This window comes from Rathayibacter sp. Leaf296 (genome assembly GCF_001423045.1).
GTDB classification, from domain to species: Bacteria; Actinomycetota; Actinomycetes; order Actinomycetales; family Microbacteriaceae; genus Rathayibacter; species Rathayibacter caricis.
Map to the genome: position 1 here is coordinate 200,615 of NZ_LMNR01000001.1, position 20,363 is coordinate 220,977.

Here is a 20,363-nt window from a genome sequence, read left to right on the forward strand (position 1 = left end):
TCGGATCTCGGCCTCGGCGAACGCCTCGAGCTCGAGCACGACGACCTCGTTCCGTCCCGCCCGCGTCACCGGCGACGGCACGATCAGGGTGCGCTGGGGTCCGCGCCGCCAGTAGCGGCCGAGCAGGAACCCGTTCACCCAGACCAGGCCCTTGCCCCAGTGCAGCGTGTCGACGAAGAGGTCGGACGGGGCCTCCAGCTCGAACGATCCCGAGGCGAGTGAGGGCCCGGCCGCGAAGCCCTCCGCGACCCCGGCGAGCGAGGGGAGGAGCGACACGTCGAGCGCGCGGGCCGTCCATCCGGTGAGCGCCGCCCCGTCGAACTCGACTCCGCCGATCAGTCCCTTGTGCTCGCCGATCCGCACGCCGTAGTTCACGCGCCCCTGGTTCTCGACGAGGATCGCGAGCGCCCCGCGGCCCCGGGGCAGCGTCAGCGCGCGCTCGTGGTTGTCGCGCGCGAGCACGCCCACGGGCGAGCCGTCGAGCAGCACCCAGGCGCGGTCGCGCACCTCCTCGCCGACGACCAGGCGGGCGGGGGCGTCGGAGGAGTCGAGCACGGTCTCGAAGAGCACGAAGCCGTCGGCGTGGCCGAGCTCGTCGAAGGACGCCATCGCCTCGAGCGCGGTCGCCTCGCCGAAGGCGTCGAGCCCGAGCAGAGCGGGGCCGGGGAGCAGCGGCGCGGTGAGCGCGGGCGACGGCGTCCGCGGGGCGGGCACCTCCTCCGGCACCGGCGCGTAGCGCGCGATGACCTCGCGGAACGCCCAGAACTTGTCGGTCGGGTGCCCCGCCTCGTCGAGCGGTGCGTCGTAGTCGTAGCTGGTGGTGATCGCGGCGTAGCGGCCCTTGTCGTTCGCTCCGCTGGTCAGGCCGAAGTTCGTGCCGCCGTGCAGCATGTAGATGTTCACGGAGCCGCCCACCGCGAGGAGCGCGTCGAGCTCGCGGGCCGAGGCGTCGGCGTCCGTCGTGTGGTGCTGGGTGCCCCAGTCGTCGAACCAGCCGCACCAGAACTCCATGCACATCAGCGGGCCGGTCGGCTGGAACTCGCGCAGCGTCGCGAGGCGCTCGGGCGTGCGCGAGCCGAACGAGCCGGTCAGGTGCAGGCCGGGGAGGCTGCCGTCGGCGAGCATCTGCGGCGTGGGCTGGTCGATGGTCGTGAGCGGCACGGTGACGCCGGCGTCTCGCGTGACGCGGACGAGCTCGGCGAGGTACTCCTTGTCGGAGCCGTACGCTCCGTACTCGTTCTCGATCTGCACCAGGACGACCGGCCCGCCCCGGTCGATCTGCCGCGGCGCGACGATCGCGTAGACCTCGCGGAGGTACTCGCTCACCGCGGCCACGTAGTGCGGCTCGGACCGGCGGACGCCCACCTCGGGGTCGCGGAACAGCCAGGCCGGGAGCCCGCCGTTGTCCCACTCCGCGCAGATGTAGGGGCCGGGTCGCACGATCGCGTGCATGCCCTCGGCGGCGACGAGGTCGAGGAAGCGGCCGAGGTCGAGGCCGCCCTCGGCGCGGAAGGAGCCGCGGACCGGCTCGTGCGCGTTCCAGGCGACGTAGGTCTCGATGGTGTTCAGGCCCATCAGCCTCGCCTTGCGGATGCGGTCGGCCCAGAGGTCGGGGTGCACCCGGAAGTAGTGCAGCGCGCCGGACAGGATCCGGTGCGGCCGTCCGTCGAGCTCGAAGTCGGTGGCGCCGATGGCGAAGCGGCTCTCGGGTGCGGTGGTCATGATCATCCCTCGGATCAGGAGAAGCGGGTGGTACGCGAGGAGGCCGGCCGGAGCGATCCGGCCGGCCTCCCTTGGGGGGTCTGACTTACTCGGAGACCGTGAAGCCCTGCTCGTTGCCGTACTGCACGAGCTTGCCCTGCCAGTCGGCCAGGCCGTCGTCGAGGCTCGTGCCGTTGGCGTAGGCCTGTCCGACGGTGTCGCCGAACACGCTGTTCGCGTAGACCTGGTAGGGCAGGTACGACCAGCCGGGGCGGACATCCTCGGAGGCCTGGGTCAGCACCTCGTTGATCTTCTGGCCGCCGAAGTACTCCGACTCGGCCGAGACGAACTCGGGGTCGGTCAGGTCGGCGGTGGTCGACGGGAATCCGCCGCTCTCGAGGAACACGTCGACCGAGGCCGGGTCGCTGTTCAGCCAGCGCAGGAACGCGGCCGCGAGGGCCGGGTTCTCGCTCTGCGAGGTGACCGACTGGCCGCCTCCGCCGTTCTCGGCGCTGACGGGGGTGCCGTCGTAGGTCGGGATCGGCGCGACGGCCCAGTCACCCGAGGCGTCGGCGACGCTGGACTCGAGCACGCCGGGCATCCAGGCGCCGGTGATCAGCGAGGCGATCGATCCGTCGCCCAGGCCCTTGTACCACTCGTCTCCCCAGCCGGGGGTGTCCGAGAGCAGGCCCTTCTCGACGAGCTGGTTCCAGACGCCCGTCCACTTCTTGGTGCCCTCGTCGGCGACGTCGACGGTGATGTCGGTGCCCTCGAACTGGAAGGGCTGGCCGCCGGCCTGCCAGATCATGCTGGTCGCGAAGCCCGCGTCGCCGGTGTCGGCGGTGATGTACTTCGTCGGGTCGGCGGTGTGCAGCTGCTCGGCCGCGGCGACGTACTCGTCCCACGTGGTCGGCACGGCGATGCCGTACTGGTCGAAGACGGTCTTGTTGTAGAACATGGCCATGGGGCCCGAGTCCTGGGGGAGGCCGACGAGCTTGCCGTCGACGTTCACGCTGCCCCACGTGGAGGCGCTGAACTTGTCCTCGAGGTCGCTGAGGCCGTACTGCGAGAGGTCGAGCAGCGAGTCCGACAGGGCGAACTGCGGCATGGCGTAGTACTCGATCTGCACGACGTCGGGAGCGCCCGAGCCGGCCTTGATCGCGTTCTGGAGCTTGGTGTACTCCTCGGTGTTCGTGCCGGCGTTGACCAGCTCGACGTCGACCTCGGGGTAGGCCTCCTCGAACGCGGCGACCTGCGCCTCGGCGCTGGGGGTCCAGCTCCAGTAGGTGATCTTGCCGCCGGCCTCGAGGGCGGCGTCGAGGTCGGCCGCGGTGCCGCCCTCGGCGCTGGTTCCGCCGTTCCCGCCGGGGGAGGGGGCGGAGCAGGCGGCCAGCGAGCCGGCGGCCAGGGCGGCCGCGGCGGCCACGGTCAGGGTCCGCCGGAGGGCGGAGCTCGTGAACTTCATAGGGGGGATCCCTTCACTTCTTCGTGCTGCGGGTGGTGGCGGCCGGCGCGGGTGCTCCGGCTGCAGGGGGGAGGTCGGAGGGCGTCAGCCCTTGACGCTGCCGGCGCTCAGCCCGGACTGCCAGAAGCGCTGGAGTCCGAGGAAGGCGACGACGATGGGGATGATCGTGAGCAGCGAGCCCGTGATCACCAGGTTGTAGATCGGCTGCGCGCTGACGCCGGTGGCCTGGGCGTTCCACTGGTTCAGGCCCACGGTGAGCGGGTACCACGAGGGGTCGCTCAGCATGATCAGCGGCAGGAAGTAGTTGTTCCAGGTCGCGACGACCGAGAACAGCAGCACCGTCACGATGCCCGGCGCCAGGAGGCGGATCGAGATCGTGAAGAAGGTGCGGAACTCGCCTGCGCCGTCCATCCGCGCCGCTTCGAGCAGCTCGGTGGGCACCGACTCCACCGCGTAGACCCAGACCAGGTAGAGGCCGAAGGGGCTGATCAGCGACGGGATGATGATCGCCCACGGGGTGTTCGTCAGGCCCAGCTGGCTGAACATGAGGAACGTCGGGACGGCCAGGGCCGTGCCGGGGACGGCGATCGCTCCGAGGACCACCGCGAAGACCGCCTTGCGGCCGGCGAAGCGGAACTTCGCGAGACCGTAGCCGGCGAGCGTGGCGAGCAGCGTCGCTCCTCCGGCGCCGACGACGACGTAGAGGAGGGTGTTGCCGAGCCAGCGGAGGAAGATGCCGTCGCGGTAGGTGAGCGTCTCGGCGATGTTCTGGAAGAAGACGAAGTCGCCGTCGAACCAGAGCCCGAAGCTCGAGAGCAGCCCGGCCTGCGTCTTGGTCGCGTTGATGACCAGCCAGGCCAGCGGCACGAGGCTGTAGAGGATGAACGCCGACATCAGCAGGGTGAAGGCGATCGACTTCTTCGGGTGGACGGACGATCCGCGGCGGGGAGCGCGGCGCGGCCGGCTCGAGCGGGGGGCGGTGGGTGCGGTCGTGACGGCCATCAGTTCTCCTTGCGCGCGCCGCGGAGCTGGACCACGTAGGCGATGATCGCGGTGATCACGCCCATCACGATCGCGACCGTGGCCGACGCGTTGTACTGCTGACCGGCGAAGGACAGGTTGTAGGCGTACATGTTCGGCGTGAAGTAGGTGGTGATGATGTTCGGCGCCAGCGTCCGGAGGATGTTGGGCTCGTTGAACAGCTGGAAGCTGCCGATGATCGAGAAGATCGTGGCGATGACTATGGCTCCGCGCAGGGCCGGCAGCTTGATCGAGCGGATGACGCGCATCGGGCCGGCTCCGTCGATCTCGGCGGCCTCGTAGAGCTCACCGGGGATCGTCTTGAGGGCGGAGTAGAAGATCAGCATGTTGTAGCCGACGAACTCCCACGTCACGATGTTGCCGATCGAGACCAAGATCCAGTCGCGCGAGAACGGAGCGACGACGTCGGAGCCGAGCAGGTCGTTGACGTTCGCCGCGAGGCCGAAGTTGTCGCCGTAGATGAAGCCCCACATGAGGACCGCGACGACGGCCGGGACCGCGTAGGGGAGGAACACGACGATGCGGAAGAAGCCGGTGCCGTGCAGGCGACCGCTGTCGATCGCGAGGGCGGCGACGAGGGCCAGCACCAGCATGACCGGCACCTGGACCGCCAGGAACAGGACGACGCGGACGAAGCCCTCCCAGAAGTTCGCGTCGCCGAGCAGCGTCAGGTAGTTGTCGAGGCCGACGAACGCGGTGCCGCCGACGAGCTGCTCGCGGAACAGGCTGAGATAGATCGAGTAGATCACCGGAGCGATGAAGACGAGCAGGAAGACGACGAGGAAGGGGGCCACGAAGGCCAGGCCCTTCCACTCGCTCTTCGCTCGCGAGCGCGGCACCTGCTTCAGCGGCGCCGCGGGAGGGTCGACCTCGCGCAGGGGGACGGGTGGAGACGTCGTCGTCATCAGTGACTTCCGTTCGATTTCGGCCACGGTGGGGGAGGCGGCGTGTTCACGTCAACATGGCAGATCGCCACCGTACCATGTTCACGTCAACACGTTCAGTATCGATCAGATCACGGTGGTTTCCCGTACGGGGGCCCCTCGTCGCCCCGATTATGTTCGGCGACGCGCTATAAACGAGGGACCATGGCTGCCGACGCGACTCCGACGACGAGCACCGCCCCGCGTCGCCGCGGGCCCTCCATGGCCGACGTCGCCCGGCTCGCGAAGGTGTCGGGTCAGACCGTCTCGCGCGTGTCGAACGGGCGCTCGAACGTCGACGGCGAGACCCGCGAACGGGTCCTCCAGGCGATGCGCCAGGTCGGATACCGCCCCAACAGCGCCGCCCGTGCCCTGCGCACCGGCCGCTTCCACAGCATCGGCGTGATCATGTTCACGCTGTCCTCCTTCGGCAACATGCGCACGCTCGACGCGATCGCCGTCGCCGCGGCCGACGCAGGCTACTCCATCACCCTCATCCCGGTGCCCCACCCGACGCAGGGCGAGGTCTCGGTCGCGTTCCACCGGCTGAGCGAGGAGGCCGTCGACGGCGTCATCATCATCGTCGAGGCGCACCTGCTCGACGAGGCCGACATCGTGCTGCCGCCCGAGCTGCCGGTCGTCGTCGTCGACTCCGCCGGCGACGACAAGCACTCCGTCATCGACACCGACCAGATGTCGGGCGCCCGCCAGGCCGTCGAGCACCTGCTCGACCTCGGCCACCGCACCGTGCACCACATCTCGGGCCCGCCGCGCTCCTACTCGGCCGAGCGCCGTCGCGAGGCGTGGGAGGCGACGCTGCGCACCCGGGGCGCGGAGGTGCCCGAGGCGCTCGTCGGCGACTGGTCCAGCGCGTCCGGCCACCGGCTCGGAGTGGAGCTCGCCGCCGACCCCGCGGTGACGGCCGTGTTCGCCGCGAACGACCAGATGGCGCTCGGAGTGCTGCGCGCCCTGCACGAGGCGGGTCGCGCGGTCCCGGGCGAGGTCAGCGTCGTCGGCTTCGACGACATGGAGGAGTCGGCGAGCTTCTGGCCGCCGCTCACCACGGTCCGCCAGTCGTTCGCCGACACCGGCCGCCGCTCCGTCGACATGCTGCTGCGCGAGCTCGAGACGGGCGAGCGCACCGGAGCGACGCTCGTCCCGACCGGCCTCGTCGTCCGCGCCAGCACGGGGCCCGCCCCGGCCTGAGTCCGTCGCTCGCGGTCCGCCCGCGCCGAGTCGCCCGGAAGGGCGCGTGCCGACGGCGTGTCGGGAGCCCTTCCGGGCGACTCGGCGATGTGCGGTCTCGGCGCCGTCAAGGGGACCGGGTGCGCGGTGCGCGCGTCGGTACTGTGGAGGTCGTCCCGGTCGAGCGGCCGGGCGAGACGATACGGGAGAAGAACATGTCGGTCGGTCTGCTCGCGGTGGTCGATGACATCCTCACCGCCGCCCTGAAAGCCAGCGCCAAGACCGCGGGAGTCGTCATCGACGACGCGGCCGTCACTCCGCAGTACGTGCAGGGCCTGACGCCGGCGCGCGAGCTGCCCGTCGTGTGGAAGATCTCGCTGGGCAGCCTGTTCAACAAGTTCGTCATCATCATCCCGCTGGCGCTGCTGCTGTCGGCGTTCGCGCCGGCGGTGCTGCCGTTCCTGCTCATCATCGGAGGCGCGTTCCTCTGCTTCGAGGGCGCCGAGAAGGTGTCGGAGTGGTTCGGACTGCACCACGCGGCCGCCGAGACCGAGGCGCGCGACGAGAAGAAGCTGGTCTTCGGCGCGATCCGGACCGACCTCATCCTCAGCACCGAGATCATGCTGATCGCGCTCGACGGACTCGACCCCGACTTCGGCTTCGGACCCACGCTCGGGGCGCTCGCCCTCATCGGCCTCGGCATGACCGCGCTGGTCTACGGCGCGGTGGCGCTGCTGGTGAAGATCGACGACGTGGGGCTCGGGATGATGAAGAACCCCTCGCGCGGAGTCCGTCGCGCCGGTGTCCGCATCGTCGCGTCGATGCCGTTCGTGTTCCGCGTGATCAGCATCATCGGCACTCTCGCGATGCTGTGGGTCGGCGGGCACCTCGTGATCGCGAACCTGGCCGAGACCTTCTGGCACGGACCCTACGACCTCGTCCACGTCGTGACCCACGCGGTCGAGGCGGCCGGCCCGGTCGTCGTGTGGCTCGCCGACACCTTCGTGTCGATGGTCTTCGGCCTCGTGCTCGGAGCGATCATCGTCGCGATCGTCACGGGCGTCTCGGCGCTGCGCCGCAAGGGTGCGCCGGCTCCGTCGGCGCACTGAGCGCGGGGGGCCATCGCGCCCTCGTCTGCTGATCGAGTCGCGCCCGGATCGCGATCCGCGATGTCCGGGAGTGGGCGGGTCTCGAGACGCCCCTGCGGGGCTGCTCGACCAGCAAGTGCGGTGCGGAACCTCGGCCGAGAGTGCTGCTCAGCCGCGATGGTTGCTGACGGGTGCTCCTGGCCGACGTTCTGCGGCGGCCGTCGTCAGTGAGGAGGGGCGGCCGACGTCGTCCGGGACGCGGCCCGCCGGTCATCCGTCACGAACGGCCGTCCGGGAAACTCCGGGACGGCCCTCTCCGACGGATCGATCGGCGGTCCGCCGGCGATGCTCGCGTGCCAGGCTCCTCGACCGGCAGAGAGACGACGTGACCGCCCCAGCCCCGAGGGGCGGAGGCGGTCACGGGTGGTGCGTCGACCGGAGCGTCAGCCGCAGTCGCGGGCCGTGTAGGCCGCGGGGACGACCGTCGTCACGTTCTTCCCGTCGACGACGGCGGTCGCGGTGACGGACGACTGGCCCGCAGCGACCGAGACGGCCCGCGTCGAGAACGCGGCGACCGCGCTCTTGCCGGGGGCGACTCCGGTGAACTGCTTCGAGCCCCACGACGAGGCCGAGGTCAGCGACACCGGCACGGCCGAGTCGTTGCGCGCGGTCACCGTCAGCGTCACCTTGCCGGCGATGCAGCGCGTGGACGCCGTCACCGTGAGGGCGAGCGCGGCGGGCTGCCGCAGCTCCACGGTGACCCGGGTGGTGCTGGTCCGCGAGCCGTCGGCCGACGTCACCGTGACGGTGCCGACTCCGTTGGTCGCGGTGCTGGGCTGGGTCACGCGGACCGTCGCGGCCGAGTCGGTCGCGACGGCGGTGAGCACCGGCATCTTCGTGCCCTCGACGACGACCGCGTAGTCGGTGCGCGCCGGGTCGAAGCCGGCCACGCCGATTCCGTCGACGCGCAGGGCGCCGAGCGTGCTCACCGAGGCGGGCACGGCCACCTTGTCGGCCGCGTCGAACAGCTGCACCTCGGACACGATCATGTGCGTGTTGGCGTAGGCGTTCATCACGACGCGGAAGGCGGTCGCGGTGACCGGGGCGAACGACGCGGTGTACGTCGGGGCCCCGCCGGCGGGGGACTCGACGGGCTGCGCCGTCTCCCATCCGGGGACCGACGTCCAGACGCCGTCGACGCCGCGCGCCTGCAGCTGGATCGTCTGCGCCCAGCTGTTGGTGCCGTCGCGGTAGAACTGCACGCTCGCCTTCTCGACCTGCTTCGCGGCCGGGAAGGTGTAGGTGAGGGTGCTCTGGGTCGCCTTGTTCGACGCGACCCAGTTCGACCAGCCCTTGTCGCCGAGCACGCCGTTGCGGGTGCGCTCGGGGCCGTAGCCCGACTCGGACGACGACGCGGTCGCGACGATGCCGGCATCCGGGTTGAAGTTCCGCGGCGTTCCCGTGGTGACGAGCACCGTGAGGGCCGCGGGCAGCGTCGCTCCGTCGGCGGTCGCCGTGCCCGTGATCCGGACGGATCCGGTCTGCGCGAGCGAGGCGGTCGTCAGCGGCGTCCAGTCCCAGGTGACCGGGACGGCGAACGTGCTGGTCGAGGCTCCGACGCGGGCAGGGACCGTGGTGGGTGCGGCGGCGCGGACGCCCGCGGTCGCCGCTCCGGTCGCGACCGTCACCGACACGGGGTCGGTGGCGGTGAGTCCGCCCACGTCGACGAGCGCCGTGACGGCGATCGACTGGCCGTAGAGGTCGGTCGCGGTGCCGGGCACCTCGACGCGGCCGGCGGTGCCCCACGCGGAGGACGCCGGCTGCTGCCAGGTCACCGCGACGGGTGCGCCCGCGCCCCACTGGTACTGCGGGGTGACGGAGGCGGGCAGGGTCGGCGCGACGCCGACCGTGGTGCGCACCGGGACCGTCTGCGTCGCGAGCGGCGCGAGGTCGCGCAGCTGCCACGACTGGTTCGCTCCGCCGTTCGAGCCGTAGACGCCCACGGTGGTGTTCTCGGCGGTCGACTGGCCGTTGACGTCGAGCGAGAGCCCGAGCGCCTCGTTGACGAGGGTGTAGCGGACGCCGTCGGTCGTGTTGACGATCCAGCGGGTCGCGGGAGCGGCCTTCGCCGCGGCGACGGAGACGCTCCGCAGGTCGGTGCCGGCGCTGGTCGCTCCGAGCACGCGTCCGTCGGCGTTCTCGAGGACGACGCGACGGGTCGCCTCGCGCTCGCCGGCCGGCACTTCGTGCGCGGTCCAGGTCTGCTTGGCGGCGGTGCCGGAGTCGGTCGCGACCGTCGTGATCGCGGTCGACGAGGTCGTCGCGGTCAGCGCCTTGCTGCTCTGCGTGCCGACCAGCTGGTAGTCGTGGCCGTCGCGCAGGGCGGGGGCGTTCTCGGCGACGCCCGAGACTCCGTCGATCGAGAAGGTGGTGACCGACTTGGCGGGCACCGTGACGGTCGCGGTGCGCGCCTCGCGGTCGATCACGACGGGGGCCTTCTCGACGAGTGCGTTGCCGGTCGGCGCTGCGGCCGAGGCGGCCTGGGTCGTGACGTACGGAGTGACCGACGCGCCCGCGGCGATCGTGCCGAAGCGCGAGAGGTCGAGGGTGACGGTGCGCTCGGCGGTGGTGGTGTTGGTGTGCACGACGGTCGCTCCGGAGCCGTCCGCGCGGGTGGCGGCGGTGGTCGCGGCGTCGTCGACGGCGATCAGGTGGTCGCCCTCCTGGATGAACTTGGTGAAGTTGCGGATCGTGTTGAACTTCGAGTTCGTCTCGACGCCGCAGACGGGCGCCTTGGTCGAGTCGCCGCCGGCGTCCGCGACGCGGCGCACCGACTTCCAGACCTCGGCCCCGCCCTCCTGGTACGGCTTGCAGTCGAGGTCGATGAACACCGAGCCCCAGTTGAGGTTCTCGCCCTTGGGCGGAGCCTTCTCCATGTTGTAGTAGTCCTCGACGGGCTGCCAGAGCACCCACGCCTTCGGCTCGAGCTCGCGGAGGTCGTCGGTGATGCGGCCGGCGATGCCGAGGCCGTTCTCGATGCTGGTGGGGTTCCAGCCCTGGACCCAGTTGCCCTCGATCTCGCTCATCCACAGGTCCTTGTCGGCCTGCTTGGCGAGGTCGCGGACCGCGAGGCGGTCGCCGGTGCCGTAGGTGTGGACGTTCATCCGGTCGACGAGATCGCGCGCGGACTGCGGGTAGGCGGCCCAGTTGGTCCTGAAGATGCTGGGGTTGGTCTCGTCCATGGCGGCGATGCCGGCGTCGGAGTCGGACGCGGCCAGGGCGGCGGCGACGTCGGGGAGCAGGCTCACCTGGGCCGCGGGGCCCATGTGCATGCCCTCCTGGCGGCCGCCGGTGGGGACGCCGTTGGTGAGGGTGGTGCCCCAGTAGTTCGTGTTCGGCTCGTTGAACGGGTCGAGGGTGTCGAACTCGATGCCGTACTCGGCCTCCATCCGCTCGGTGACGGTGGCCAGGTACTCGGCGAACTTCGCCTCGGCGGCGGGCTTCAGCTGCTCGCTGGTGGCGTTGAAGCCGCCCGAGACGTAGCCGCTCTCGGTCATGAAGTAGGGGGCGGAGTTGGCGAACGACTCCCAGTGCGTGATCTGCTGCTCGGCGGCGAGCTTCTCGACCCACCAGCGCTGCGTCTCGTCGGCGGTGAAGTCGTAGGAAGCGGGGTCGGAGGGATCCCACTTCGCGAGCAGGGCGTCGCGGTCGGCGAGGTTCGTGGAGGTGCCGCCGTAGGTCGCCGCGTCGCCGGTGGGGTTCTTCGCCCACCAGCCCTCGACCGCGCCACCGGGGCGGAGGTAGTCCTTCACATCGGAGGCGTTGCCGCCGCCGATGTTGTAGCGCGCGATGTTGAGGTCGAGGCCCTCCTCGCCGAACACCTTCTGGTACAGGTCCTCGCGGAGGGCCTCGGGGTAGTTCCCGGTGGCGTTCGCGAACCAGACGAGGCTGGTGCCCCATCCCTCGTAGGCCTCTCCGGAGTAGGCGGGGTTCGGGGTGATGCGGACCCCGTCCGCGGCCTCGGCGGGGGCGGCCGCCGTGGGGAGGGCGAGCACCGCCCCGGCGGCCAGTGCGGCGCTCGTGGCGAGCGCGGCGAGTCGTCTAACGGACATCGACATTGATGCTGTCTCTCTTTCGCCAGTGAAAAGCGGCGCGTGTTCGCGTGAACACGTCCGGACGGCCCACGCTACATGTTGACGTCACCATGCGGAAGGCGGGCGGGTGCCGGGATCGCCCGCGGAGGCGTGACTCCTGCGCGAGATGCCGCTTCGGTGCAGCTGCTCCGGCGCGTCGCATACCGGAGTGGCATCCCGCGGGAGGCGGACGGGGTCAGGGGTGCTCGGGCGGGTCGCAGGGCTCCGCGGCGGGGTCGACGTGGTGGACCAGCACGGTGTGGCCGACGTGGGCGAGGCCGAGCTCGAGGAAGTCGCGCACGTGGGCGTCGGCGAGGGCGTACGAGGCGGTGCGGCCCTCGCGGCGCACCTCGACCACGCGGTGCGAGCGGAGGAGCCGCAGCGCGTGCGAGGTCGCGGACGGGCTCAGCCCGCTGCGCTCCGAGAGCTCGCCCACGCGCAGCGGGCCGCCGAGCAGCGCGAGCAGGATCCGCATCCGGCCCGGGTCGCCGAGCAGGCCGAACACGTCGGCGAGGTCGGCGACGGCGGCGTCGGAGGGGAGTCCGGTCACGTCGGGCAGGGAAGGGGTCACGACTGCTCCCTCCGGGTCGGGTCCCGTCGCCCCGGACTCAGATCGCATGCGCCTGCTCCGGGAACTCCTCCGGCTCGCACTGGATCGTCGCGTGGGCGACTCCGTGATCCTCCCGCAGAACGGCGAGGACCGCGCTGAGCACCTCGCGGTAGTCGGCGTCGGGAGCGACCACGATGTGGCCGCTGGCGCTCTCCATCCCGGACGTGATGGTCCAGACGTGCAGGTCGTGCAGCGCGAGCACTCCGGGCACGGCGCGGACGTCGCGCTCGATCGCGTCGACGTCGAGGTGCGCCGGCGCCGACTCCATCAGGATCCCCAGCGCCTGGCGGGTCAGCGACCACGTGCGCGGCAGGATCAGCAGCCCGATCAGCACGCCGACCACCGGATCCGCCCATGCCCAGCCGGTCGTGAGCAGCACGATCGCGGCCACGATCACTCCGACCGAGCCGAGCGCGTCGCCGAGCACCTCGAGCGAGGCCCCGCGGAGGGTGATGCTCTCCTTCGCGCCGGCCGAGAGCAGGCGCAGGCTCACCAGGTTGACCAGGAGTCCGACGATCGCCGTGACGAGGAGGGGCAGCCCGGGGACCGCGGGCGGCTCGGCGAAGCGGCGCACCGCCTCGACGATCACGAAGGCCGCGACGCCGAAGAGGAGGAGCCCGTTGGCCAGCGCGGCGAGGACCTCGAGGCGGTACGAGCCGTAGGTGCGGCCGCGGGCGGCAGGGCGAGCGGCGAGCGAGATCGCGGCCAGGGACATGCCCAGGGCGATCACGTCGGTGCCCATGTGCGCGGCGTCCGAGAGCAGGGCGAGGGAGCCGGTGCGGACGCCGACGACGAACTCGACGACCATGAACGCGGCGGTGAGGACGAAGGCGGCGAGGAGGGGACCGCGGTGGCGTGCGGCTGCCGATCCGCTCGCTGCCGATCCGCTCGCCGCGGGTCCGTGGGAGTGCCCGGCGCCCATGGTCAGGCCGCTCCTGAATGCCTGTTCATATGAACAGTCTTACACATGTCGCTCGGTCAGCGGAGGGACGGACTGTCCCAGAGGGTCTCGAGCGGGTCCTCGCGGTCGACGCCGTCGAGGTGCTCCCGGTGGCGCCGCTCCGCCTCGGCGGCGGAGATCTCGCCACGCTCCTCGGAGGCGCGGATCGCGGCGGAGCGACCGCCGTCGCGGGTGAGGAACGGATCGTCGGGAGTCGCGCGGCGCACTCCGTCACGGCGGTCGAACGAGCGGGCGCTGATGCCGGTGACGGTGCCGGAGGAGGCGAGGAGGGCGAGGGCGACGGAGTCGGCGGCCCGCCAGGCCGCGGCACTGGAGCGGCGCTCGACGGACACGGGTCCCTCCGCCGTCTCGAGGGTCAGCTGCTCGACCTCGGGGAGCAGGTGCAGGATCCGCACCGCCGCGTCGAGGGTCTCGGCGGGCACCGACTCGACCGAGCCCGAGAACCGGGGCGACCAGTCGTCGTCGGTCGGGAGGTGGCGCCGCCACTCGTCCATCGCTCGTCCTCTCCGCTCCGCACGCCCAGGGAAGGACGGCACCGGGGTCTCGGGTGCTCTATACGGGCGAATGTATCCGAACGGTTCACCGATGTCACGATCCCGCGCGCGATCAGGGCTTCTTCCCCCCACAGCTGGGGCGACCCGACCGGGGGGTGGGCTCACCTCGGGGTGAGTGCGGCGTCGGTGGGGTGGTGGTGGCTCGCAGAACAGGAGCTGAGGGAGGGGGATGTCGGCTGTCAGCCGTCAGGGGTCACTCCAGGCTGACGTTCTGCCGCGAGGAGCGGCGGTCCCTGCGCCGGTCGTGTCGCCGATCGGCGGGCGGAGGTCAGCGGTTGTCGCGGCGGAACCGGGCCTCGCGGCTGGCGAGGTGGATCCCGAAGCCCGCGATCCCGACGGCGAAGGCGGCGAGCGCGCCGAGGAAGGCGATCTCGATCCCCGCGCCGACGGCGAAGGCCGAGGCCAGGAGGGCGAGGGCGGCGACCGCGATGACGACCAGGCCGGTGATCTCACCGGCTCCGGCGCCCGAGGAGGGGCTGTGCTCGTTCGTCATGCCGCCAGCCTGCGGGGCGGGAGCGCCCGGCGCAAGGACCCGGAGGCGGCACCCGGGTGAACAGCGGGCCGCTCCCTCCGGGCGACCTGTCGGGAAGTGCGGGCGCTGAGCCGCGCGGAGCGCGGGCGGGTGCCTGCGGTGCGGTGCCTGGTCGATCCACGTGCCCCGGGGTGACCCCGGAGAGGACGGTGCAGCTCGTGCATCGTCCGCCTCGCCCGGAGGGAGCGGTGCCGCCCAGCCTAGGCTGGTGCGGGGGGTGCGCATGCGGGGTCGGGACGTGCTCGTCGAGGCGCTCGTGCACGCGTTCCTCGGGGCGGAGTGGACGCACGACGCCCTGCGCGCCGCGGCGGCCGACTCCCTCGGCGCCCGTCGGCGCTGGCTCGGACCGCTCGTCACGCGCGTGCTCGTCGCGTTCCCGCATCCGCCGGTCGACGCCCCGCGCGAGCTCGGGCGCTGCATCGCGGCGCTGCTGCCGGACCGGGCGCAGCCCGTCGTCGCGCACCTCGTGCCGGTCGCCGCGAGCGCGGCCACGTCGTCGTCGCCGGTGCCGCGGATCGACGGGGTCGCCGATCTCGCCGCGCTGCTCGGGCTGAGCATCGACGCCCTGGACGGGCTCGCCGACGCGCGGTCCTGGAACCGCCGGGCTCCGGAGGGTCGGCTGCAGCACTACGACCACGTCTGGCGGGAGCGGCCCGGCCGCGTCGCGCGCCTGCTCGAGGTGCCGCGCGGTCGGCTGCGCGCGGTGCAGCGCACGGTGCTGGACGAGATCGTGGGCCTGGCACCGGTGCATCCCGCCGCGCACGGGTTCGTGCCGGGTAGGAGCGCGATCACCGGGGCGGCGGAGCACGTCGGCAGCGCGGTCGTCGTGACGCTGGACCTGCAGCGGTTCTTCGCACAGGTGACGGCGCCGCGGGTGTTCGGGCTGCTGCGGCGCGAGGGGCTGCCGGAGGCGGTCGCGTACACGCTGACGGGGCTCTGCACCCACGCGGTGCCGGTCGCGGTGCTGCGGCGGCTGCCCGAGGGCGGGTCCCCGGAGGAGCGCGCGGGGCTGCGGCGGGCGCTGACGCTGCCGCACCTGCCGCAGGGCGCGCCGACGTCGCCGGCGCTCGCGAACCTGGCGCTGCGGCGCCTGGACGCGCGGTTGACCGGGTACGCCGAGGCGGCCGGCGCGCGCTACACCCGATACGCCGACGACCTCGCGTTCAGCGGCGACGAGCGCTTCGCGCGGCGGGCCGAGGCGTTCGCGCGCGGGGTGCAGCGGGTGGTGGAGGACGCGGGGTACGCGGTGAATCCGCGGAAGACGCGGATCCGGCGGGCGGCGGTGCGGCAGAGCGTGACCGGAGTGGTGGTGAACGTGCGGCCGAACGTGCGGCGGGCCGACGTGGACCGGCTGCACGCGATCCTGCACAACTGCGCGGTGCACGGGCCGGCGGGGCAGAACCGCGCGGGGGTGGGGGACTTCCGGGCGCACCTGCTGGGGCGGATCGCGTGGGTGGCGGCGGTGAATCCGGGGCGCGGGGCGTCGCTCCGGGCGGTGTTCGACCGGATCGAGTGGGGGGCAGGGGGCGCGGTGCGCTGATCCGTCGCAAAGCGGCTGACCGTGCGGTGAGGTGCTGACGCGTCGCGAACGGCCGGTGCGCGCCTTGCCGGGTGGGCGATCCGTCGCGAACGGCCGTCGCGTGGCGGTCGGGCCGGCCGTGGGTGACGGATGACCGCACTCCTTCACGCGTGGGTGGTCGATCCGTCGCGAACGGCTGCTGTGCTCCCTGCGGGGAAGGCGATCCGTCGCGAACGGCTGCTGCGCTCCCTGAGGGGAAGGCGATCGGTCGCGAACGGCTATCGCGTGGCGGTCAGGCCGACCATTGGTGACGGATGACCGCGCCCTTCGAGCGTGCGTTGTCGATCCGTCGCGAATGCTGCTGGGCGCACTGTCGAGAAGCGATCCGTCGCGAACGGCCGTCGCGTGGCGGTCGGGCCGGCCCTTGGTGACGGATGACCCGGCTCCTTAACGCGGGGCGGTCGATCCGTCGCAGTCGGCCGTCGCGTGGCGGTCGGGCCGGCCCTTGGTGGCGGATGACCGCACTCCTTCACGCGTGAGTGGGCGATCCGTCGCGGACGGCTGCCTCGGCGTCCGGAGGGTGGCCACTTGTGACGGGTGACGCGTGCTCTCGCGGCCGGGGGATCGATCCGTCACGAACGGCAGGTGAGGTGCTGAGGGGGGTGGTGATCCGTCGCGAACGGCCGTTGCGGAGGCGGGTGGGCGGCCGTTCGTGACGGATCGGCGGTGCGCGCGGGCTGTGGAGAACGGTGGGGGCCTGTGGACAGCGGTTCGAGGGGTGGCGGGCGCGGCAGTGTTTGCGCATGCCGAGTCCGTCCCCGCTTCCCCTCGTTCTCCGAGACACGTCCTTCACCGTCGCCGCGGCGCGAGCCGAGGGGATCGGGCGGGGGCGACTGCGCCGGAGTGATCTCGTCGCCCCGTTCCACGGAGCGCGCAGCCCTGCGACCGACGTCGATCCGAGGCGGCGGGCGGAGGCGCTGCTCGCCCTGCTCGGGCCGGGTGCCGTGCTGAGTCATCTGACCGCGGCGCGGCTGTGGCCGCTCGAACTGCCCGACCCGGCCCCGGGGGAGGGGCTGCACGTGAGCGTCCGAGCGCCGGCGCGAGCGCCCCGACGGCCCGGAGTCGTCGGGCACGCGATCAGCGATCCCCTCGTGCGGCGGACCGTGCGGTGGGGGCTGCCGATGACGGATCCGGCTTCGCTCTGGTGCCATCTCGGTGCGCTGCTCGAGCTCGACGACCTCGTGGCGGTCGGCGACGCTCTGGTGCGCGTCCCGGTCAGCGAGAAGGACGGTGATCCTCGGCCGTGGGTGACGTTGCGCGAGCTCACCGCCCGCGCGTGGCGTTTCGAGGGGAGGGGTGCGGTGCAGGTGAGACGGGCGATCGAACTGGTGCGCGACGGGGCCGACTCGCGGCAGGAGACGCGGTTCCGGCTCGCGTGCCTCCGGGCCGGACTGCCGGAGCCGCAGCTGCAGGTGCCCATCCGCTTCCCGTCCGGGCTGCTGGCGGGCTACGCGGACGGCTGGTACGAGTACGAAAGGGTCGCGTGGGAGTACGAGGGGGACGGGCATCGCACGAGCGACCGGCGGTTCGGTCGGGACATCGGCCGCTACGACGACTTCGCCTCACTCGGGATCAGGACCGTGCGGATCGTGAAGTCCGAGTTCCTGCCGTACCCCGAGCGGTCGGTCGAGCGCCTGCGGCGTGCGCTCGCGGAGCGCGCGGGCGGCGGTGACGGTCGGTGATGCCCCAGCCCGGCCACCCCGACTGCTGGACGGCGCGGCGCGGGGTCGAGAGGATGAGCGCGTGCGGAGGCGGCGAGCGGCAGCGGGGGGAGCGGTCCTCGTCGCGGCCGTGCTGCTCGCGGGGTGCGCGCCGGCCGAGGGGTGCCGGGGGTGGAGCACGACGCTGACCGTGAGCGTCGAGGGGCCGGGGAGCGGCTCCGTCGCGGACGTGCGACTGTGCTCGGGCGACGTGTGCTCGCGGCCCGAGGCGATCACTCCGGACGGGGCGCCCACCTACCCCCTCGCGCGGGACGACGACGGCGGCTGGGTGTTCGAGGTGGGCACGGAGCCGCCGGACGAGGCGACGGTCACGGTCGCGGACCGCTCGGGCGAGGTGCTGATCGAGCGGGAGCAGCCGCTGTCGTGGCGGCTGCTCGGCGAGCCGGAGGGGCCGGAGTGCGGCTGGCGCGCGCAGTCGCGGACGCTCGTGATCGCGGTGCCCGAGGCGCGCGGATCCGTGTTCGGAACCCGCTAGGGCGCGGTGCCCGAGCCGCGCGGATCCGTGTTCGGGACCCGCTAGAGCGCTCTCATGCAGACGCGGGAACGGATGCTAGCGTCGCCCGGACGACCGATCGCACCGAGGCGATCCCCACGAGAAGGCGACCCATGACCGTGACGCTCCCCGCTCCGCGACCGATCGACCCCGGCTCCGTGCCGGAACTGCGCTGGGGAGTGATCGGCACCGGCATCGCGGCCCGCTTCGTGCACGCGATCCACGCGCACACCACCCAGCGCGCCGTCGCCGTGACCGCGCGCGACGCCGAGAAGACCCGCGCGTTCGCGCAGGAGCACGGGATCCCGACGGTGCACGACTCGGTCGAGGCGCTGCTCGCGGATCCCCAGGTCGACGTCGTCTACGTCGCCACTCCGCACCCGCTGCACCGCGACCAGGCGCTCGCCGCGATCGCGGCCGGCAAGCACGTGCTGATCGAGAAGCCGATCGCGATGTCGGCGCGCGAGGCCGAGCAGATCACCGACGCGGGACGGGCTGCGGGCGTGCTCGTGATGGAGGCGATGTGGACGCGCTACCTGCCGCAGGCCGACGTCATCCGCCAGGTGCTCGAGAGCGGGGTGCTGGGCGAGCTGCGCCTCGTGCGCGCCGACTTCGGGTTCCTGATGCCGTTCCTCCCGGAGCACCGGCTCTGGAACCGCGAGCTCGGCGGCGGCGCGCTGCTGGACGCCGGGGTGTACCCGATCTCGTTCGCGTCCTCGGTGCTCGGCGCCCCCTCCTCCGTCACCGCGTCCGGCTCGATCAACCAGGCGACCGGAGTCGACGCGAGCGCCGACCTGCTTCTCGAGACGGAGTCGGGCGCGCGGGCGCTGCTGTCGACGTCGCTCGAGGCGTCGCTGCCGGTCGAGGCCCTCGTCGTCGGATCGGCGGGCCGGCTCCTCGTGCACAGCCCGTTCTTCGGCCCGAGCGGGCTCACCCTGACCCTCGGAGGGCTCGGGGCGGACGAGTCCGCCACGTGGATCGACGACTCGCACCCGGAGCTGCACGACGGGCTCGCGCACCAGGCCACGGCCTTCGCGTCGTACGTGGCGCAGGGGCTCGTCGAGTCGCCCGTGCACCCGCACCACGAGATCGTCTCGGTGATGGCGACGATCGACGAGGCCCGCCGGCAGGTGGCGGAGGAGATCGCTCCGGGCGCCTCGATCCAGCACACCGTCGCGTTCTCGCTGGTGCACGCGGCGGGCTCGCCCGAGGAGGAGGAGTTCCTCGCGAACGCCCGCCGGATCCTGACGGGGATCCCGGGGGTGCAGGACTTCACCGTGAACCGCCAGGTCAGCCCGAAGAACGGCCTCGCGTGGCAGTTCTCGATGGTGTTCGCCGACCGGGCCGCGTTCGCGGCGTACGACGCGCATCCGGAGCACATGTCCTTCGTGCAGGAGCGGTGGCTGAGCGAGGTCGCCGAGTTCCAGGAGGCCGACTTCGAGGAGGACGCGCGGATCGGCTCCGCCGGCTGACGAGGCCCCGCGGCGGGCGGGCCGCCCCGTGCGAGGGCGGGTCGGGGCGCCCGCTCAGCCGCCGAGGGCCGCCGCGTACACCGCGAGGTAGTCGTCGACCATCCGCTCGACCGCGAAACGGCGGCGCGCGCGGGCCCGGATCGCCCCGCGGTCCAGGCCCCCCACCCGCTCCACGGCGGCGGCCGCCGCCTCGGCGGAGTCGACGACGAAGCCCGTGACGCCCTCGTCGACGATCTCGGGCATCGACCCGCGCCGGTACGCGATCACCGGCGTCCCGCAGGCCATCGCCTCGACCACCGAGAGCCCGAAGGGCTCGTCGAAGCCGATCGGATGCAGGAGCGCGGCGGCTCCCGAGAGCACGCGCGCCCGCTCGTCGGGCCCGACTGATCCGAGGTGGACGACCCGGTCGCCGTCGACGCGGGGCTCGACCTCCTCGCGCCAGTAGCGCTCGTCCTGCACGAGTCCGCAGATCACCAGCCGCCGGCCCGCGGAGGCCGCGATGCGCACGGCCTCCGCGGTCCCCTTGTCGGGGTGGATCCGCCCGAGGATCACGAGGTCGTCGCCGACCGGGCCGCCCGGCGCCGGGAACGCGTCCACGTCGATGCCGTGGTGCACCGTCGCGTCGTAGGCGAGCTCGGGTGAGCGGTCGCTGTCCGAGATCGAGACGAGGTGGGCGGTGAGGGGATGCCGGAGCGCCTCGCGGTACGCGGGCAGGATCCCGGGACCGGAGAAGCCGTGCACGGTCGTGACCAGGGGCATCGTCCACTGCGCCGCGAGGGAGAGCGGCAGCCGGTCGAGGTGGTTGTGCACCAGGTCGAGCTAGAGCTCCCGGGAGCGGGCGAGCACGTGCGCGATGTGCAGCGCCTCCTGGATCCGGCCGTCGACGGGTGCGGGCGATTCGGAGT

Annotated in this window: 16 protein-coding genes; 6 read left to right on the forward strand and 10 right to left on the reverse strand. The window is 72.4% G+C overall.

Features of this window, described 5'->3' with window-relative positions; genetic code table 11:
• From ASF46_RS18655 to ASF46_RS00920, 4 genes are all read right to left on the reverse strand, one after another.
• A partial coding sequence (locus ASF46_RS18655; RefSeq protein ID WP_157602343.1) for a glycoside hydrolase family 35 protein occupies positions 1–1,722 on the reverse strand: 1,722 nt, incomplete at its 3' end.
• Between the two features lie 85 nt (positions 1,723–1,807).
• Positions 1,808–3,166, reverse strand: coding sequence for an ABC transporter substrate-binding protein (locus ASF46_RS00910; RefSeq protein ID WP_056866038.1), 1,359 nt, complete (start codon positions 3,164–3,166; stop codon positions 1,808–1,810).
• 84 nt (positions 3,167–3,250) lie between these two features.
• Positions 3,251–4,060, reverse strand: a complete 810-nt coding sequence (locus ASF46_RS00915) for a carbohydrate ABC transporter permease (RefSeq protein ID WP_235576899.1) — start codon at positions 4,058–4,060, stop codon at positions 3,251–3,253.
• Between the two features lie 107 nt (positions 4,061–4,167).
• Positions 4,168–5,112, reverse strand: coding sequence for a carbohydrate ABC transporter permease (locus tag ASF46_RS00920; protein ID WP_055785395.1), 945 nt, complete (start codon positions 5,110–5,112; stop codon positions 4,168–4,170).
• Between the two features lie 183 nt (positions 5,113–5,295).
• Between ASF46_RS00920 and ASF46_RS00925 the strand changes: the two genes are divergently transcribed.
• Positions 5,296–6,336: a LacI family DNA-binding transcriptional regulator gene (locus tag ASF46_RS00925; protein ID WP_056866040.1), complete on the forward strand. Its 1,041-nt coding sequence runs from the start codon at positions 5,296–5,298 to the stop codon at positions 6,334–6,336.
• Positions 6,337–6,530: 194 nt separating this feature from the next.
• On the forward strand, positions 6,531–7,424 hold the full coding sequence (locus ASF46_RS00930; RefSeq protein ID WP_056867378.1) for a DUF808 domain-containing protein: 894 nt from the start codon (positions 6,531–6,533) through the stop codon (positions 7,422–7,424).
• A gap of 422 nt (positions 7,425–7,846) precedes the next feature.
• Here ASF46_RS00930 and ASF46_RS18660 read toward each other — a convergent pair whose 3' ends face one another.
• The 5 genes from ASF46_RS18660 to ASF46_RS00955 form a co-directional block, all read right to left on the reverse strand.
• Positions 7,847–11,515, reverse strand: coding sequence for an RICIN domain-containing protein (locus ASF46_RS18660; RefSeq protein ID WP_162240145.1), 3,669 nt, complete (start codon positions 11,513–11,515; stop codon positions 7,847–7,849).
• A 217-nt stretch (positions 11,516–11,732) separates the two neighbouring features.
• Positions 11,733–12,107: an ArsR/SmtB family transcription factor gene (locus ASF46_RS00940; RefSeq protein ID WP_235576817.1), complete on the reverse strand. Its 375-nt coding sequence runs from the start codon at positions 12,105–12,107 to the stop codon at positions 11,733–11,735.
• 37 nt (positions 12,108–12,144) lie between these two features.
• On the reverse strand, positions 12,145–13,068 hold the full coding sequence (locus tag ASF46_RS00945; RefSeq protein WP_056866041.1) for a cation diffusion facilitator family transporter: 924 nt from the start codon (positions 13,066–13,068) through the stop codon (positions 12,145–12,147).
• A 56-nt stretch (positions 13,069–13,124) separates the two neighbouring features.
• The gene (locus tag ASF46_RS00950; protein WP_056866042.1) at positions 13,125–13,601 is read right to left on the reverse strand and encodes a hypothetical protein; all 477 of its coding nucleotides are present in this window, start codon (positions 13,599–13,601) and stop codon (positions 13,125–13,127) included.
• 328 nt (positions 13,602–13,929) lie between these two features.
• A complete protein-coding gene (locus ASF46_RS00955) occupies positions 13,930–14,154 on the reverse strand; it encodes a hypothetical protein (RefSeq protein ID WP_055785417.1) in 225 nt (74 codons plus the stop codon).
• 262 nt (positions 14,155–14,416) lie between these two features.
• Here ASF46_RS00955 and ASF46_RS00960 point away from each other — a divergent pair, with 262 nt between their 5' ends.
• The 4 genes from ASF46_RS00960 (at position 14,417) to ASF46_RS00975 (ending at position 19,458) form a co-directional block, all read left to right on the forward strand.
• On the forward strand, positions 14,417–15,733 hold the full coding sequence (locus ASF46_RS00960) for a reverse transcriptase family protein (RefSeq protein WP_157602120.1): 1,317 nt from the start codon (positions 14,417–14,419) through the stop codon (positions 15,731–15,733).
• A gap of 782 nt (positions 15,734–16,515) precedes the next feature.
• Positions 16,516–17,454 (forward strand): hypothetical protein, encoded by a 939-nt coding sequence (locus tag ASF46_RS00965; protein ID WP_056866044.1) that lies wholly within the window; start codon positions 16,516–16,518, stop codon positions 17,452–17,454.
• A gap of 61 nt (positions 17,455–17,515) precedes the next feature.
• Positions 17,516–17,968 (forward strand): hypothetical protein, encoded by a 453-nt coding sequence (locus ASF46_RS00970; RefSeq protein ID WP_056866045.1) that lies wholly within the window; start codon positions 17,516–17,518, stop codon positions 17,966–17,968.
• Positions 17,969–18,099: 131 nt separating this feature from the next.
• On the forward strand, positions 18,100–19,458 hold the full coding sequence (locus tag ASF46_RS00975) for a Gfo/Idh/MocA family oxidoreductase (RefSeq protein ID WP_162240146.1): 1,359 nt from the start codon (positions 18,100–18,102) through the stop codon (positions 19,456–19,458).
• 54 nt (positions 19,459–19,512) lie between these two features.
• Here ASF46_RS00975 and ASF46_RS00980 read toward each other — a convergent pair whose 3' ends face one another.
• On the reverse strand, positions 19,513–20,268 hold the full coding sequence (locus tag ASF46_RS00980) for a glycosyltransferase (RefSeq protein ID WP_200919645.1): 756 nt from the start codon (positions 20,266–20,268) through the stop codon (positions 19,513–19,515).
• Positions 20,269–20,363 lie beyond the last annotated feature (95 nt).

Bases quoted from the DNA above. Each gene is read 5' to 3' on its own strand.
- ASF46_RS00910 (WP_056866038.1), bottom strand. From the start codon at position 3,166: ATGAAGTTCACGAGCTCCGCCCTCCGGCGGACCCTGACCGTGGCCGCC.
- ASF46_RS00915 (WP_235576899.1), bottom strand. From the start codon at position 4,060: ATGTCGGCGTTCATCCTCTACAGCCTCGTGCCGCTGGCCTGGCTGGTC.
- ASF46_RS00920 (WP_055785395.1), bottom strand. From the start codon at position 5,112: ATGACGACGACGTCTCCACCCGTCCCCCTGCGCGAGGTCGACCCTCCC.
- ASF46_RS00925 (WP_056866040.1), top strand. From the start codon at position 5,296: ATGGCTGCCGACGCGACTCCGACGACGAGCACCGCCCCGCGTCGCCGC.
- ASF46_RS00930 (WP_056867378.1), top strand. From the start codon at position 6,531: ATGTCGGTCGGTCTGCTCGCGGTGGTCGATGACATCCTCACCGCCGCC.
- ASF46_RS18660 (WP_162240145.1), bottom strand. From the start codon at position 11,515: ATGTCCGTTAGACGACTCGCCGCGCTCGCCACGAGCGCCGCACTGGCC.
- ASF46_RS00945 (WP_056866041.1), bottom strand. From the start codon at position 13,068: ATGGGCGCCGGGCACTCCCACGGACCCGCGGCGAGCGGATCGGCAGCG.
- ASF46_RS00950 (WP_056866042.1), bottom strand. From the start codon at position 13,601: ATGGACGAGTGGCGGCGCCACCTCCCGACCGACGACGACTGGTCGCCC.
- ASF46_RS00955 (WP_055785417.1), bottom strand. From the start codon at position 14,154: ATGACGAACGAGCACAGCCCCTCCTCGGGCGCCGGAGCCGGTGAGATC.
- ASF46_RS00960 (WP_157602120.1), top strand. From the start codon at position 14,417: ATGCGGGGTCGGGACGTGCTCGTCGAGGCGCTCGTGCACGCGTTCCTC.
- ASF46_RS00965 (WP_056866044.1), top strand. From the start codon at position 16,516: ATGCCGAGTCCGTCCCCGCTTCCCCTCGTTCTCCGAGACACGTCCTTC.
- ASF46_RS00975 (WP_162240146.1), top strand. From the start codon at position 18,100: ATGACCGTGACGCTCCCCGCTCCGCGACCGATCGACCCCGGCTCCGTG.